Raw genomic sequence first — 16328 nt, forward strand, 5'->3', positions numbered from 1 at the left:
AAGGCCGATGCATAACATCGGCCTTTTTTATGCATTACGATAATATCAACCTAATAAAGATAAAAGGCTTACTTATAGTGCCGCAATCGTTTCTTTTTGTGCTTCTAGCTTAACAAGAGTTTCGTTATAACCATCTAGCTTTTCGCGTTCTTTAGCGATAACAACTTCAGGGGCTTTAGCAACGAAACCTTCGTTACCTAATTTACCTTCGATACGTTTAATCTCGCCTTGGATTTTCGCTACTTCTTTATCTAAACGAGCAAGTTCTGCATCTTTGTCAATAAGACCCGCCATTGGGATCATCAATTCAGATTTACCAACAAGAGAAGTCGCACATGCAGGCGTCTCTTCATTGTCAGAAAGAACCTTAATACTGTCTAGTTTTGCTAGAGACGTTAGTACAATCTCATTTGCCTTAATACGCGCTGCGTCTTTCTCATCAGCCACTTTAATCATTACGTCTAAGCCTTTGCTTGGCGCTATGTCGTATTCTGCACGTAAATTACGGATGCTTGTAATGAATGCTTTAACCCACTCAAGATCAGCAACAACATCAGCATTGAAGTTTTCTTCATTAAACTGAGGTAATGCTTGAGTCATGATGGTTTCGCCTTCCACACCATCAACTAATGGCTTAACGCTCTGCCAGATTGATTCAGTGATGTAAGGAAGAATAGGGTGAGCAAGACGTAATGTCTTTTCAAGAACCGTGATCAATGTATAACGAGTTGCACGTTGTTGTGCTTCAGTACCTTTCCAAAGAACCGGTTTAGTTAGTTCTAAATACCAGTCACAGAATTGGTTCCAGATGAATTCATACAGAGTGTTCGCTGCCATATCTAGACGGTAGTTGTCTAGGTGAGCATTAAACTCTTTCGCTGCAACTTCAAACTGAGAAGTGATCCATTGGTCAGCTAGTGAGAACTCAAGCTCTGCACCTTCAGCCATGCCACAATCGTGCTCTTCTGTGTTCATCAATACGTAACGACTTGCGTTCCATAGTTTGTTACAGAAGTTACGGTAACCTTCAAGACGTTTCATATCCCAGTTGATATCACGACCTGTCGATGCCATTGCTGCAAGAGTGAAGCGTAGGGCATCAGTACCGTAGGGTTCGATACCACCTTCAAACGTTTTACGCGTTGCTTTTTCGATCTTCTTAGCCAGTTGAGGTTGCATCATGTTGCCACAACGTTTTTCAACTAATTCTTCAAGGCCGATACCATCGATCATATCGATAGGATCAAGTACATTACCTTTCGATTTAGACATCTTATCGCCGTTTTCATCGCGGATAAGACCTGTCATGTAAACGGTTTTAAATGGTACTTGTGCATTGCCTTCTTCGTCTTTCACGAAGTGCATGGTCATCATGATCATACGAGCAACCCAGAAGAAGATAATATCAAAGCCTGATACTAGAACTTCTGATGGGTGGAATGTTTTAAGTGCGTCTGTGTTTTCAGGCCAGCCTTGTGTGCCAAACGTCCAAAGCGCAGACGAGAACCACGTATCAAGTACATCGTCGTCTTGGCGAAGTACAACAACAGGTGCAAGGTTGTTTTTCTCACGAACTTCTTCTTCAGAACGACCAACGTAAACTTTACCGCTGTTGTCATACCAAGCCGGGATTCTGTGGCCCCACCAAAGTTGACGAGAAATACACCAATCTTGAACGTCACGCATCCAAGAGAAGTACATGTTTTCATATTGTTTAGGGACAAACTTGATTTGACCATCTTCAACCGCTTTAACTGCAGGCGCAGCAAGAGGAGCAGTACGTACGTACCATTGGTCAGTCAGCATTGGTTCGATAACAACACCACCACGGTCACCGTAAGGAACGGTTAAATCGTGATCTTTGATCTCTTCAAGAAGACCCAGTTCATCAAACTCAGCAACGATAGCTTTACGAGCAGCAAAACGCTCCATGCCGTGATATTTAGCAGGAAGCTCAGCGCTGTAAACATCACTTTCTTCACCGTTCGTTGTGAATACTTCAGCGGTTTCACGAATATCAGCGTTAAAAGTAAGGATGTTGATCATTGGCAGGCTATGACGTTTACCTACTTCGTAATCGTTAAAGTCATGAGCTGGAGTGATTTTCACACAACCCGTGCCTTTATCCATGTCCGCATGCTCATCGCCTACGATAGGAATTAAACGACCAACAATAGGCAGTTCAATGTGTTGACCGATCAGATCTTTGTAACGAGGATCTTCAGGGTTAACTGCAACGCCAGTATCACCAAGCATAGTTTCTGGACGAGTGGTTGCAACTACGATGTAGTCTTTACCATCAGCCGTTTTAACACCGTTTGCTAGTGGGTAGCGGAAATGCCACATGAAGCCTTTTTTGTCTTTGCTTTCAACTTCAAGATCAGAAATTGCGGTGTGCAATTTAGGATCCCAGTTTACTAGACGTTTACCACGGTAGATAAGGTCTTCTTCGAATAGACGAACAAACACTTCTTGAGTCGCAGCAGATAGACCGTCATCCATTGTGAATCGTTCACGATCCCAATCAACAGAGGCACCAAGACGACGAAGTTGCTTTGTAATTGTGCCGCCAGATTCTGCTTTCCATTCCCAAATTTTATCGATGAAAGCCTCACGACCGTAATCGTGTTTTGTTTTGCCTTCTTCAGCCGCAATTTTACGCTCAACAACCATTTGGGTCGCGATACCTGCGTGGTCAGTACCTACTTGCCAAAGGGTATTTTTTCCTTTCATACGTTCAGCACGGATCAGTGTATCCATGATCGTATCTTGGAAAGCGTGGCCCATGTGCAGGCTACCCGTGACGTTTGGTGGCGGGATCATGATGCTGTAAGCTTCTTTTGATGTGTCGCCATGAGGCTTAAAGTAGCCTTTTTCTTCCCAAGTCTGGTACAGAGCTTGTTCTATCGATTGCGGGTTATATGTCTTTTCCATAGTGTTCGTCACGAATATCTCTATTAAAAAGTGGAATGCCAAATATCATAGTTAATGGCTCTATCTGAAAAATGGTAATCAGTTGAGTCAGTTAGCTATGATGATTGGCATTATTTCAATGTCTCGGTTTGCATGGCGCGGCCTGCATTTCGGTATATTTTATACCTTTCTCGAGCGTGTTGTTTGACTTTTTCTTCACAGGGTACGAAGTCTACCACTTGAGCAAAGGAAACCGCAAAAGTTGCGACTTCTTGAGCTAAGTTTATTAGTACATGACGTCGCCCTGATGGACGTAATGTTCCCCAGCCTATTTCTATCGGTGACCCTGATTTTGGTCCTTCGCCGATAAGATTATGAGGAATAAATTCAGAAACATCACTTTGCCAAAGCAATTCATCAATCAATAACGCCTGTTCTTTATCGTCACTTAAAATATAAACACGGGCATTTTGAGAGTAATAGTAATGAGCGAGCTGACACACAAACTTTAACAACCCAGGTTGGGTTGCAGCAGGTGAGGTCGATTCAAGTACATAGAATAAAGCTTGGCTCATAGTATCTCTTATATTTTACAACATAATGACGGAAATAAAGTCATTAAAAAAGGGCCTTAATATCGGCCCTTAATATCATGAAAGTGAGGAGGGTTACTCTACGCTTTCTGGACCTGAACGATTCAGTAAGAATTGGACAAGCAATGAGACTGGTCGGCCGGTAGAGCCTTTGTTTGCACCTGAAACCCAAGCGGTACCAGCACTATCAATGTGAGCCCAGTTGTATTTCTTAGCAAAACGAGCAAGGAAACAACCAGCGGTAATAGTACCACCTGCTTTACCACCAATATTTGCCATGTCAGCGAACGGGCTATTTAACTGTTCGTTGTATTCTTCGGACATTGGTAAACGCCATGCACGATCACCTGATTGCTCTGACGCATTAATCAGTTCATGTGCTAATGGATTATGGTTAGAAAGCAGACCGTTGATGTGGTGGCCTAAAGCAACAACACATGCACCGGTTAACGTCGCGACATCAACCACACAATCTGGTTCGTAGCGCTCAACATACGTTAATGCGTCACAAAGAACTAAGCGACCTTCTGCATCGGTATTTAATACTTCAACGGTTTGGCCTGACATGGTTGTTAAAATATCACCGGGGCGGTAAGAGTTACTGCTTGGCATGTTTTCACAACCAGCAAGTATACCAACAACATTTAATGGAAGGTTTAGCTTCGCAAGTGCTTTCATTGCGCCAAAGACTGAAGCGGCGCCACACATGTCGTATTTCATTTCATCCATGCTATCGCTAGGTTTCAAAGAGATACCGCCGGAATCAAATGTTAGACCTTTGCCGATAAGGACAATTGGTTTTGCATCAGGATTCGGGTGGCCTTTGTATTCCATTACCGACATCATTGATTCATTGTGAGAGCCTTGGCCTACTGCTAGGTAAGACGTCATTCCCAATTTCTTCATTTCTTCTTCGCCAATAACTTTTGTCGTTACGGTTTCAAAGTCGTCAGCAAGGCGGCGTGCTTGAGAGGCAAGATAAGCAGGGTTTGCAACGTTTGGTGGCATGTTGCCTAAATCTTTTGATGCTTTAACGCCAGAAGAGATAGAAAGACCGTGATTGATGGCTTTCTCACCTAAGCTAAGCTCTCTACGAGTTGGTACATTAAATACTAACTTACGGAGTGGGCGACGAGTCTCAGGTTTATTACTCTTGAATTGATTGAATGTGTATAAACTGTCTTTGGTTGATTCAACCGCTTGACGTACTTTCCAATACGTATCACGGCCTTTAACGTGTAGTTCTGTAAGGAAACATACTGCTTCCATAGAGCCCGTTTCATTTAGTGTGCTGATGGTTTTTTTGATGATATCTTTATACTGGCGCTCACCAAGTTCACGCTCTTTACCACAACCGACTAATAAAACACGCTCAGAAAGAATATTTGGTACTTGATGTAATAACAGCATTTGACCCGGTTTACCTTCTAGATCACCACGGCGAAGTAATGAACTAATGTAACCGTCACTGATTTTATCAAGCTGTTCTGCTATTGGAGACAAACGACGTGGTTCAAAAACACCGACAACGATACATGCGCTGCGTTGCTTCTCTGGACTGCCACTTTTTACACTGAACTCCATGCGTACTCCTACATCCTAAAGACAAATAGAACTAAATGTTAGATAATGAGCAAAATCTAGTTAGATACTATAATATTAGTGTACCGATTTCGCAGGCTAACATTTAGCCAAAGATTAAAAAATAAATGGTTTACACGGAAATTATAGTGATTCTGGCAAAAATACAAGTTTTCTATAGGTAGATTCGACGTGATTATTATTAGATATTTGATCAAGGAAACATTAAAGAGCCAATTAGCGATCTTTTTTGTGCTGTTTTTGATCTTTATGAGCCAAAAATTTATACAGATTTTAGCCGATGCATCGGATGGAGATATTCCCGGGGGATTAATTCTATCATTAGTTGGCTATAACATGCCTGCAATGGGGCTATTGATGCTGCCTCTGAGTATTTTTATTGGTATCTTGTTGACCTTCGGTCGCCTATATGCAGAAAGTGAAATTACGGTAATGAATGCGACAGGGATGGGGAATTCAATCCTTATTCGAGCTGCGCTTTATCTTGCATTAATTACAGGCAGTATTGCGGCAGTGAACTCACTTTGGTTATCGCCTTGGAGCCAAGAGCAAAGTACCAAGTTGATGGAAAATGTAGAATCAGATGCCGGTATTGAACTCTTACAGAAAGGGCAGTTTAAGCCGTCTCCGGATGGTAAAGCCGTTGTTTTTATAGATGATATTAGCGACAAAGGCGGAAAGCATTTAGTTAATATATTTTTAGCACAGCCAGTACCTAATGATTCATTGAGACCAAGTGTCCTGATTTCTGAAAAAGGAACGGTTAAGCAATTAGACGATGGTCGCCAAGTGTTGGTGCTTGATAACGGCACTCGTTATGAAGGAATACCGACTCGTCTTGATTACCTTGAAAGTAATTTTGAATCTTACGAAGTTCTTATTGGTCAAAAAGAAGTGAAAGAAAAACGTCGGGATTGGGATGCACTTCCAACGTTAGATCTAATTAAACGCACAGAATTAGAAGCCAAAGCTGAATTGCAATGGCGTATTTCTTTAATTTTGTGTATCCCATTATTGACGATGGTGGTGGTACCGTTATCGGCGGTTAACCCTCGACAAGGGCGGTTTGCTAAACTTGCTCCTGCGATTTTATTGTATCTGGCTTATTTCTTATCATTAAGTGCGGGTAAATCAGCGATAGAAGAGGGAAGTTTACATCCATCCGTTGGATTGTGGGCTATTAATGCCGTGCTACTGATTATTGGTATAATATTGAACTCAATGGACAGTGTTTTTGTGAGAAAGCTGAAAGATAAGATGCGGAGAAAACCAAAACATGTTTAAGATTTTAGATTGGTATATAGGCCGTACTATTATCGCGACATCATCACTGTGTTTAGTGACGTTAGTCGGTTTGTCATCAATCATTAAGTACGTTGAACAATTACGTAAGGTTGGTAAAGGGACATACGATCTTCTTGATGCGTTGTATTTCGTCATATTAAGTATGCCACGTGATATTGAGATGTTCTTCCCTATGGCTGCTTTACTCGGTGCTTTGATTGGCCTAGGCATGCTAGCGGCAAGCTCTGAGTTAGTTGTAATGCAAGCGGCTGGCTATTCTAAGTTAGATATTGGTATCTCTGTATTAAAAACGGCCATTCCATTAATGCTGATGGTAATGGCACTAGGGCAATGGGGCGCGCCTCAAGCTCAGAAGATGGCTCGTGATTTACGTGCATTCTCTATCTCAGGAGGCAATATTGCTTCAATGAGAACTGGTGTGTGGGCTAAAGATGGGAATGATTTCATCTATCTATCTCGCGTTGATGACCAAGCTAAGCTGTATGGCGTTACGCTATGGCAGTTTGATAAAGAGAGAAAGTTGGATGACATTATTTTTGCTAAAAAAGCAGAATATGAATCTAAAGAAGAAGGATGGAAACTGATTGATGTTTCCATCACTGATATGAAAGATGAGAATATAATTACAGAGAAAAAACTCGATTCCTTAAGTTGGTCGACGACATTAACGCCTGATAAATTAGCCGTTGTTAGTGTGAAGCCTGAAGAACAATCTTTAACGGGGCTGTATGATTATGTTAACTATTTAAAAGATTCAGAATTAGATGCTTCCCGCTATGAATTGGCATTTTGGCGTAAGGCGTTACAACCAATCTCTGTTGCGGTAATGATGCTCTTAGCACTGTCTTTTGTTTTTGGACCATTACGTAGTGTAACGATGGGAGCGAGAATACTTTCTGGTGTGATTGCCGGGTTTAGTTTTTATATTTCCAATGAAGTGTTTGGCCCAATGACCTTGGTGTATAACATACATCCTATTTTTGGCGCTTTGGGGCCCAGTTTTGTCTTTCTTTTGATTACCTTAGGGTTATTAAATAGAAAGCTCTAGTATAAATAGTATTGATTATAAAAAAGGAGATACGACTAAGTATCTCCTTTTTTTATACGTAAAAAATAGAGATAAGCTAAACCGCTTTGTCTAATACGATGACTTGTGTCTTAGCCCATGTATCTTGAAATGCTGAGTTATCTTGAGAGATAAAAACAAGGAAGTTACCTAATCCAAAAGCTGAGGTCGACATACGGATAATGGCTTGAGTTAAGGTAATTGGTGAACCATCAAACTGTTGTACTTGAAGTTTCCATGCACGCATACCAAGTGTTTGTCCTTTACACCAGAAATAGGCAAAAAATCCAACAAAAACAGAGATCAGAGTGATTGGGTATAAATTACTCCACATTGGGTCGTTATTTAGATAAGAGCTAACATCAGGGTAGCTACCATAGCTAATTAATCCCATACCATAGAGCATCTCAAGGGTTGCTACAATTATCCCACCAGTAAGCATCATAATAGCGCTGATAATGAGCGTGTCGTAAAACCAAGCTCCCATACGACGCATAAAGCCTGCTTGTTTTTGTGTCTTCATTTTTTCTTCCATAAATTTAAAAAACTAGCAGCAGTATAACGACAGAAGAGTTAAAAATGAAAAGTTGATTGTAAATAACTGTTGAATATTTCAGCAAACAATACGGTAGAGTAATAAAGAGCTTGCGTGACTATGATCTCTGAGTATAATCAACCACATCAAGCAGCAATGCTGATAAAGCCGGTATGGTGAAATTGGTATACACGAGGGATTCAAAATCCCTTTCCGAAAGGAGTGGCGGTTCAAGTCCGCCTACCGGTACCACATTTAAATGATAAAGCCTCGATGAAAATCGGGGCTTTGTTGTATCTAGAATATAGAAATTACCTGCGATATAGAAAAATACTCAATAGTTCTGTAGATATAAAAAAGCCCCGACCGAAGTCAGGGCTTTAATGTTTGTAGAAAACGATTATTGATTCTCTTCAAGCTTTGCTTTTGCTTCTTCTACTTTTGAAAAATCCAAACCTAATTCTTCAACCGCTTCTTTAATTAAGCTAGGGTTTGTCATTACCATCATCATTAATGGTTGTAGTTTTTCTTGTGGAATACCTAAGCTTTGAATGGTTGCCATTGCCGCTAATGGATTTTGTGTTAGCGCTTGAAATACTTCTGTGATTTTCTCATCGCTAACATTGTGTTCTTTTAGTGTTTGGATAATTGGGTTCATTAGAACGATCCTCATTTAAATGGATGTTTTATGTTTTATGTTTGAGTTTACTGGCTCAAACATAAAGTCATAAAACTATTTACTATAAATAATGGCTGCCTAGAATCATCAACCAAGTAAAACCGGCAAGGCATAGAGCGACGAAGACAGCCGAAGAGCCAATGTCTTTTGCTCTACCACTTAACTCATGATGTTCAGGTCCAATACGGTCTACAACGGCTTCTATGGCTGAATTAAGCAGTTCAACGATAAATATTAAGACAAAGACACCAATCAACAAGATCTTTTCTACAATGGTGACATCAAGCAATAGAGCGATAGGCGCCGCAATGACAAGCATTGCAAATTCTTGACGAACAGCGGCTTCATGCTTAAATGCAGCTTTCAGTCCTTGCATAGAAAATTGTGTTGCTTTAATTACTCGTTTTATCCCGGTGTTTGCAGGTTTCCCTGATGGAGTATCTGTCATGGTGTAGCCTTAATGGAGAAGTAATATTAATGTCCAATAACATCAAATGATACGTGAAATTGGGATTGGTAAGAATGGGTATTATGGTAGTGTCGAGTTTATTAAATAACAAGCATAAAAAAAGCCTCGTCAAATGACGAGGCTTTTTAAATGGCTCCCTTTGCTGGACTTGAACCAGCGACATACGGATTAACAGTCCGGCGTTCTACCAACTGAACTAAAAGGGAATTATAATGGTGCCTCGAGGCGGAATCGAACCACCGACACGAGGATTTTCAATCCTCTGCTCTACCGACTGAGCTATCGAGGCAAAAAAATGGTGCCGACTACCGGAGTCGAACTGGTGACCTACTGATTACAAGTCAGTTGCTCTACCTACTGAGCTAAGTCGGCACACTATATTTTTTTGCAATTACTGAATTAAATCAGCAATAAAAAAACCTCGTCCTATGACAAGGCTTTTGAATGTGGCTCCCTTTGCTGGACTTGAACCAGCGACATACGGATTAACAGTCCGGCGTTCTACCAACTGAACTAAAAGGGAACAGGTATTGTGTTTCTTCTTACAAGGAAGAAATGGTGCCGACTACCGGAGTCGAACTGGTGACCTACTGATTACAAGTCAGTTGCTCTACCTACTGAGCTAAGTCGGCACTAATTTTTTATTAATCTTTAAAATATAAAGACTAAATTGTATGGCTCCCTTTGCTGGACTTGAACCAGCGACATACGGATTAACAGTCCGGCGTTCTACCAACTGAACTAAAAGGGAATTGTATGGTGCCTCGAGGCGGAATCGAACCACCGACACGAGGATTTTCAATCCTCTGCTCTACCGACTGAGCTATCGAGGCAAAAGAATGGTGCCGACTACCGGAGTCGAACTGGTGACCTACTGATTACAAGTCAGTTGCTCTACCTACTGAGCTAAGTCGGCACACTAAATTCTTTTGACTATTCGTGATCTAGCATTTAATAAATAAATCTAGAACTACACCAACAATCTTATTGTATGGTGCCCGGAGGCGGAATCGAACCACCGACACGAGGATTTTCAATCCTCTGCTCTACCGACTGAGCTATCCGGGCAACGAGCGCTATTAAACGGATTTTTGCCCTCACCGTCAACTTTTTTTTTCAAAATAGTCCGTTTTTTTGATCGTTTGATTGATTATCCATCGAATAGGCTGTTTTATCGCTAAATCTTCCCTGAATTGAACTCTTTTTTATAGGCGGTTACTTTTTCTAGGTAACGTCTTGCTTCCGCATTCTTATGCTTTTTAGTCAACGCCCAATAGACTTGGTTCGGATTTAAACTATTAATGTCGTTAATTGCACGACTTCTGCTACTGCTAAAGGTAGTAAATACACCACCAGCACCACCGTTATAAGCTGAAATCATGCTGTATTGTTTTGAAATCGGATTTCTAATGTCTTTTAAGTAACGTGTTTTCAATATATGAAAGTAAGCGGCGCCGGTATCAATGTTGTTATGTGGGTTAAATAAATACTCGGGTGTAGGATCTCCGGATTTTTTCTTCACCAATTTAAAAACATCACGTCCAGCGGTTTTAGGTACCACTTGCATTAATCCATACGCATTGGCCCAACTTACGGCATAAGGATTAAAACTACTTTCTGTTCTGATGATGGAGTAAATCAAATCTTCAGGAATGTCGTAACGTTGAGATGCTTTACGAACAATATCGGCATATTGGTATTCACGCAGTTGTTCGTGGTTCTTAACCATAGGAATATCAACGTAATATGCTTTTTTATAGTCGATGTTTTTTTGTTTTAAATGATGTGCAATGAGGTAATCAGCGTAACGGCTTGCGCGCCATGACCATTCAATCGGTTTTTTATCTTGATCGAGAACTTGTTGATAAAGAAATGGTTTTCCACCTAAGGTGACATCAGCGTCTGAATACAAATCAACACCAGCAGGGTCATCTGGTGTGAGTAGGGTGGTGATAATAGCTTGACGCAAATGCGCTTTAGGCTCGGTTCCTGCTACGGTTTCGACGGTGACTCGTCCTGACGTGAAATCGACTTGAGAGCGACTCAGATACCCATCCGTGTATTTTACGTAAGAACGTTTACCTGCGGTGATGAGGTTTTTTTTCCCCCAGCGCTTCTCAATGTTGCCATTAAAACTGCTTATTAAAGAGTCGAGAGCTTTTAGATCTTTGGTAAATTGCCCAGGAAGAGGGGCTAAATTTTTAGCAAAGCGGTTGGTGGTGTCGTAATTAATACCAAAGGTCGATTCTATGGATTCTCGGCTACAGCTGGTGAGAAAAAGACATGTAGAGACAATTAAGATAATTTTTTTCATAAAGGCTATATAGATAAGAACTCGATAATAAGGTTAACGGCAGAATGGCCTCGAACTAAAAAAGAATAAAAATAAAGCAGCGACTAGGCTGCTTTATTTAAGAAAAAACGATTACTTGCTTGGTGGGGTGTAGCCATCAATAACAACATCTTTACCGTCAAATAGGAACCCTTCCATTTCTGTTTCTAGCATCTTACGGTGCTCAGGATCCATCATGTTTAGTTTCTTTTCATTAATTAGCATGGTTTGCTTATGTTGCCATTGGCCCCACGCTTCTTTGGAGATGTTATCAAAAATACGTTTACCTAGTTCGCCTGGGTAAAGTTGAAAATCTAGGCCATCGGCTTCTTTATTTAAAAGAACGCAAAATACAGTGCGACTCATGGTTATTCTCCATTAGAAATTTCGTACGGAAGGGCATCCAATAGTTTTTGTACTGGTGCTGCTAATCCTACCGTCATTGGTTGAGATAAGTTATACCAAACTCCGCGTGTTCCTTCCATCACCATGTTCGGTTTCTTCACCAGAGTGATAAGCACAGGGGTGATATCTAAGTGGTAATGGCTAAAGGTATGACGAAAAGCAATTAATTGTTGAGTGGATTTTATTTCGACACCATAGCGATCAGATAAATCAGTTAAGGTATTCTCTGGTTGTTCAGGAAAGCAAAAAAGCCCGCCCCAAATTCCAGTCTGAGGTCTTTGCTCTAACCAAACTTCACCATCGTGATAATAAATGGCAAACCAAGCTTCTTTCATTGGTTTTTCTTTCTTCGGTTTTTTGGTCGGGAAATCCAATTGGCGATCTTGTGCTTTTGCTTGGCAAAGATCATTCACTGGGCAAATCTCACACTTAGGCTTAGAACGAGTACAAACAATCGCCCCCATATCCATCATGGCTTGATTGTAGCGTTCGACTCCTAACTCTGGTGTATGTTCTTCTGCTATTTCCCACATGACATTTTCGACAGATTTCTTCCCTGACCATCCTTCAATAGCAAAGCAGCGAGATAAGGTTCGCTTTACATTACCATCTAAAATGGGATGACGTTGTTTAAGCGACAAGGAAAGTACGGCACCAGCGGTAGAGCGTCCAATACCGGGTAAGGCGATCACTTCATCAATGGTTTCAGGAAATCGGCCATTATATTGCTCTGCGATAATTTGTGCGGTTTTATGTAAGTTTCGAGCACGGGCGTAATAACCAAGACCAGTCCACAAATGAAGAACTTCATCTTGATCGGCGTTCGCTAGGTCAATTACCGTAGGAAAGCGAGTCATGAAGCGTTCAAAATAAGGAATAACGGTAGTGACTTGAGTTTGTTGCAGCATGATTTCGGATAACCATACTTTATAAGGTGTTTTTTCTAATTGCCAAGGCAACGTCTTACGGCCGTAATTATCGTACCATTCTAAGATGGCGTGAGAAAAAGAAGTCATGACATGCTCGATTGCTTTTTTATAATGGTGGGGATTGCATCATACTGTGATGAATTTGTACACCCGATAGAAAATAGGGGTATTCATACAAGTATTCAAAGTAAAGTATTTACCGTGTTTATACGGAAAACGAAAGATAATGCTTGAACACTGGGCTAAACTTTGGATAATGCCGGATCCACAATCCTTGTTCAGAGAATAACCAGGTTATCCAATCATGACTGAAGTGACTAAAAACGACTTTACCGAAGAAGGTAAAATTGTTCGTAAAATTCGCAGCTTTGTACGCCGCGAAGGACGTTTAACGAAAGGCCAAGAAGGCGCCATTACTGAGTGCTGGTCTACCATGGGCATCGATTTTGTTGAGCAGATGCTTGATTGGAACGAGGTGTTTGGTAACAACAACCCTGTCGTTTTAGAAATCGGTTTTGGTATGGGTGCATCTTTGGTTGAGATGGCGCAAAAAGCACCAGACGTTAATTTCCTTGGTATTGAAGTTCACCGCCCTGGTGTTGGTGCATGTCTTGCAGCTGCAAAAGAAGCGGGCGTAACTAACCTACGCGTGATGTGTCACGATGCGGTTGAAGTGTTTGAATCGATGATCCCTGATTCATCAGTGACGACTCTGCAATTATTCTTCCCTGACCCATGGCATAAAGCGCGTCATCATAAGCGCCGCATCGTTAAAGCTGAATTTGCTGAGATGATCCGTCCTAAGCTCAATACTGAAGGTGTTTTCCACATGGCAACTGATTGGGAAAACTACGCAGAACATATGATCGAAGTAATGAACTCGGCCCCAGGCTACGAAAATATAGCAACTGATGGCGATTACATTCCTCGTCCAGATGAGCGTCCATTAACAAAATTTGAAGCTCGTGGTCACCGTTTAGGCCATGGCGTATGGGATATTAAATTCCGTCGTAACGCATAATTATAATCAGTAGTAAACTGATGCAGTGTCTAATGCATTGCTTATAAATTTAAAGCCAACCTCTGTGTTGGCTTTTTTGTCCTTGCTGTGAAAGGAAGTAAAAATAATGAAGCCAACAAAACAAATATTAGAAGATATTTTGAATGAAGTGCGTCCTCTTATTGGACAAGGAGAGGTTGCCGATTACATTCCAGCACTTGCTTGTGTACCGAGTAATAAACTGGGTATTGCTGTCTATACTAATGATGGTGAAATGATCACAGCAGGCGATGCAAACGAACGATTTTCGATTCAGTCAATCTCTAAGGCACTGAGTTTAACGCTTGCTATGGAGCTGTATCAGCCCGAAGAACTTTGGCATAGAGTTGGAAAAGAACCTTCTGGACAAGCGTTTAACTCATTGATCCAGTTGGAAATGGAACAAGGGGTTCCTCGTAATCCGTTCATCAATGCGGGGGCGATTGTTGTGGCAGATATGCTGTTTAGTCGCTTTTCTGCTCCGAAACATCGCTTATTAGAATTTGTACGTAAGCTCTCTGGCAATGAACATATTATTTATGATCGTGTCGTCGCTAATTCGGAGATGGATCATAGTGATCGAAATGCATCAATTGCTTATTTAATGCGATCATTTGGTAACTTTGAGAATGAAGTTATGCCCGTATTAAAGAACTATTTTCATGCCTGTGCCTTGAATATGAGCTGTGTTGATTTAGCGAGAACGTTTGGTTATTTAGCGAATAAAGGCATTCAACCAGAGACAAATGAATTCATTATTACACCTATGCAAAGTAAACAAATTAATGCACTGATGGCGACGTGTGGTTTATATGATGGTGCTGGGGAATTTGCTTATCGTGTTGGTATGCCAGGGAAATCCGGTGTCGGTGGCGGAATTATCGCGATTGTTCCGGGTGAAATGACGATTGCAGTATGGTCACCAGAGTTGGACCCATCAGGCAACTCGCTAGCAGGAACCCAAGCGTTAGAGTTGCTTTCAGAGCGTATTGGACGTTCGATATTTTAAAGCCGGAAGAGTAGGATTCAGGATAAAAGGTGTCACTGCATCTTAGAACCCCCTTTAACTCCCTTTCTATTAACATTATCGATCTCAATGGTTGGTCGATAAAGGGGGAGAATCTTCTTTGATACTGGTATATAAACGATCACAATACCGTTCCTCCCCTTGTTCACCGATGTTACTTGGTAGTCAGTATTGATATAAGGGGAGGCTAGGAGGGGTTGCTAGTTGTTTAGTTTAGAGTTTCGATTCTTTGCTCTCCTGAATCCTTTAAGCGAAGCGAACTGACCCCTGATCTTAGTCCTCATCACTCACAAACGCTTCCAACAAATCATTCAAGAACAATTTTCCATGCTCTGTGATCTGCCAATGCGTTTCTGTTTCTTCTAAATACTTCTTCTCTTTCGCCCAATCCATTATTTCTTGAATAGACTCTAAACCTAACCCGGTTTTATCAATGAAATCTTGTTTAGGACAAGCTTCCAGTAAACGGAAACGGTTCATAAAGAATTCAAAAGGTCTGTCATGATCCGCAACCTTTTGTTCATCAATCAAGTAAGGTTTCATTAAGTCTAAGAAGCCTCTAGGGTGTTTGATCTTTGTGGTTCGAATAATACGGCCATCAGCAAAACTAAGCTTGCCATGAGCACCACAGCCAATCCCTAAGTAATCACCAAAGCGCCAATAGTTTAGATTATGACGACATTGATAACCGACTTTACTGTAGCCTGAAATTTCATATTGAACGTAACCTGCATCGGCAAGGATTTGATGACCTTGTTCAAAAATATCCCATAGGTCATCATCATCAGGCAGAGTAGGGGGCTTGTAGTAAAACACCGTATTTGGTTCGATAGTGAGTTGATACCAAGATAAATGCGGCGGATTAAGTTCAATGGCCTGTTTTAAATCAGACAAAGCATCATCAATACTTTGGTTTGGTAAACCGTGCATTAGGTCGAGATTGAAACTGTTTAACCCTGCTTCATGGGCAAGACGAGCGGCGCGAAGGGCTTCATCCTTACCGTGAATTCGTCCGAGTTTTTCTAACTTCTCTTGTTGAAAGCTTTGCACACCAATAGAAATACGATTAACGCCGGCTTCGCGGTACTCGATGAATCGTCCGGCTTCTACCGTTCCTGGGTTCGCTTCCATGGTGATTTCAATGTCATCAGCAAACGGTAGGCGTTTTTCAACTTCGATCAGTAAACGCTTAATTTCTGGAGCGGTAATTAAACTCGGGGTACCACCACCAATAAAAATAGAATGCAGTTTACGCGGTTCATTTTGCATATTATAACGAGCAAGATCGGTATCAAGATCGTCAATTAACGCTGAAATGTACTGTGCTTCAGGAATTGTTGTTTTTAACGCGTGAGAGTTGAAATCACAATATGGGCACTTTTGAATACACCAAGGAATATGAATGTATAAACTGAGTGGTGGTGGGACTAGCAT

General features: G+C 41.2%; 14 protein-coding genes and 10 tRNA genes. 5 read left to right on the forward strand and 19 right to left on the reverse strand.

All coding sequences use genetic code 11. From position 1 onward, the window contains the following. Window positions 1-72 precede the first annotated feature (72 nt). The 3 genes from A6E04_RS13500 to pepA form a co-directional block, all read right to left on the reverse strand. The gene (locus tag A6E04_RS13500) at window positions 73-2934 is read right to left on the reverse strand and encodes a valine--tRNA ligase (RefSeq protein WP_017022398.1); all 2862 of its coding nucleotides are present in this window, start codon (window positions 2932-2934) and stop codon (window positions 73-75) included. A 110-nt stretch (window positions 2935-3044) separates the two neighbouring features. Further along, window positions 3045-3488, reverse strand: coding sequence for a DNA polymerase III subunit chi (locus tag A6E04_RS13505; protein ID WP_023604082.1), 444 nt, complete (start codon window positions 3486-3488; stop codon window positions 3045-3047). Between the two features lie 93 nt (window positions 3489-3581). Then, the gene (gene pepA / locus A6E04_RS13510; RefSeq protein ID WP_012549335.1) at window positions 3582-5090 is read right to left on the reverse strand and encodes a leucyl aminopeptidase; all 1509 of its coding nucleotides are present in this window, start codon (window positions 5088-5090) and stop codon (window positions 3582-3584) included. A gap of 189 nt (window positions 5091-5279) precedes the next feature. Between pepA and lptF the strand changes: the two genes are divergently transcribed. Both lptF and lptG read left to right on the forward strand, forming a co-directional pair. Further along, window positions 5280-6392: an LPS export ABC transporter permease LptF gene (lptF, locus tag A6E04_RS13515; RefSeq protein ID WP_012549336.1), complete on the forward strand. Its 1113-nt coding sequence runs from the start codon at window positions 5280-5282 to the stop codon at window positions 6390-6392. Beyond that, window positions 6385-7461, forward strand: coding sequence for an LPS export ABC transporter permease LptG (lptG, locus tag A6E04_RS13520; protein WP_017022399.1), 1077 nt, complete (start codon window positions 6385-6387; stop codon window positions 7459-7461). Before lptF ends, lptG begins: the two co-directional genes overlap by 8 nt. A gap of 76 nt (window positions 7462-7537) precedes the next feature. Here the strand turns inward: lptG and A6E04_RS13525 are convergent, their stop codons facing one another. Then, the gene (locus A6E04_RS13525; protein ID WP_026025514.1) at window positions 7538-8002 is read right to left on the reverse strand and encodes an RDD family protein; all 465 of its coding nucleotides are present in this window, start codon (window positions 8000-8002) and stop codon (window positions 7538-7540) included. A gap of 179 nt (window positions 8003-8181) precedes the next feature. On the opposite strand from A6E04_RS13525, the gene A6E04_RS13530 reads away from it, so the two are divergent. Further along, window positions 8182-8266: transfer RNA gene (locus A6E04_RS13530), tRNA-Leu, on the forward strand. 148 nt (window positions 8267-8414) lie between these two features. On the opposite strand, the gene A6E04_RS13535 is transcribed toward A6E04_RS13530, so the two are convergent. From A6E04_RS13535 to mutY, 14 genes are all read right to left on the reverse strand, one after another. Next, window positions 8415-8672, reverse strand: coding sequence for a DUF2999 domain-containing protein (locus A6E04_RS13535; RefSeq protein ID WP_023604083.1), 258 nt, complete (start codon window positions 8670-8672; stop codon window positions 8415-8417). Between the two features lie 82 nt (window positions 8673-8754). Next, window positions 8755-9141, reverse strand: a complete 387-nt coding sequence (locus tag A6E04_RS13540; RefSeq protein ID WP_017022401.1) for a diacylglycerol kinase — start codon at window positions 9139-9141, stop codon at window positions 8755-8757. A gap of 151 nt (window positions 9142-9292) precedes the next feature. After that, window positions 9293-9368, reverse strand: a tRNA-Asn gene (locus A6E04_RS13545). A 7-nt stretch (window positions 9369-9375) separates the two neighbouring features. Then, window positions 9376-9451 (reverse strand) — tRNA-Phe (locus tag A6E04_RS13550). A 7-nt stretch (window positions 9452-9458) separates the two neighbouring features. Continuing rightward, window positions 9459-9534, reverse strand: a tRNA-Thr gene (locus tag A6E04_RS13555). Window positions 9535-9609: 75 nt separating this feature from the next. Next, window positions 9610-9685 (reverse strand) — tRNA-Asn (locus tag A6E04_RS13560). Between the two features lie 33 nt (window positions 9686-9718). Beyond that, window positions 9719-9794 (reverse strand) — tRNA-Thr (locus A6E04_RS13565). 43 nt (window positions 9795-9837) lie between these two features. Next, window positions 9838-9913: transfer RNA gene (locus tag A6E04_RS13570), tRNA-Asn, on the reverse strand. A gap of 6 nt (window positions 9914-9919) precedes the next feature. Next, a tRNA-Phe gene (locus tag A6E04_RS13575) sits at window positions 9920-9995 on the reverse strand. 7 nt (window positions 9996-10002) lie between these two features. After that, window positions 10003-10078 (reverse strand) — tRNA-Thr (locus tag A6E04_RS13580). A gap of 76 nt (window positions 10079-10154) precedes the next feature. Further along, a tRNA-Phe gene (locus A6E04_RS13585) sits at window positions 10155-10230 on the reverse strand. Window positions 10231-10339: 109 nt separating this feature from the next. Further along, complete coding sequence (gene mltC, locus A6E04_RS13590) at window positions 10340-11476, reverse strand: membrane-bound lytic murein transglycosylase MltC (protein WP_012549341.1); 1137 nt, start codon at window positions 11474-11476, stop codon at window positions 10340-10342. 111 nt (window positions 11477-11587) lie between these two features. Next, window positions 11588-11860, reverse strand: coding sequence for an oxidative damage protection protein (locus tag A6E04_RS13595; RefSeq protein WP_012549342.1), 273 nt, complete (start codon window positions 11858-11860; stop codon window positions 11588-11590). 2 nt (window positions 11861-11862) lie between these two features. Further along, window positions 11863-12915 carry an A/G-specific adenine glycosylase gene (mutY, locus tag A6E04_RS13600; protein WP_065611628.1) on the reverse strand — a complete coding sequence of 351 codons (1053 nt, stop codon included), beginning with the start codon at window positions 12913-12915 and terminating at the stop codon, window positions 11863-11865. Between the two features lie 217 nt (window positions 12916-13132). Here mutY and trmB point away from each other — a divergent pair, with 217 nt between their 5' ends. Both trmB and glsB read left to right on the forward strand, forming a co-directional pair. Next, window positions 13133-13849, forward strand: a complete 717-nt coding sequence (trmB, locus tag A6E04_RS13605) for a tRNA (guanosine(46)-N7)-methyltransferase TrmB (RefSeq protein ID WP_065611629.1) — start codon at window positions 13133-13135, stop codon at window positions 13847-13849. A 106-nt stretch (window positions 13850-13955) separates the two neighbouring features. Continuing rightward, entirely contained in the window at window positions 13956-14876 is a 921-nt protein-coding gene (gene glsB / locus A6E04_RS13610; protein WP_017022751.1) for a glutaminase B, read from the forward strand. Window positions 14877-15167: 291 nt separating this feature from the next. Here the strand turns inward: glsB and hemW are convergent, their stop codons facing one another. Continuing rightward, window positions 15168-16328 carry a radical SAM family heme chaperone HemW gene (hemW, locus tag A6E04_RS13615; protein WP_065611630.1) on the reverse strand — a complete coding sequence of 387 codons (1161 nt, stop codon included), beginning with the start codon at window positions 16326-16328 and terminating at the stop codon, window positions 15168-15170.

Origin of the sequence: Aliivibrio logei (assembly GCF_001691055.1) — a bacterium.
Taxonomy (GTDB): domain Bacteria; phylum Pseudomonadota; class Gammaproteobacteria; order Enterobacterales; family Vibrionaceae; genus Aliivibrio; species Aliivibrio salmonicida.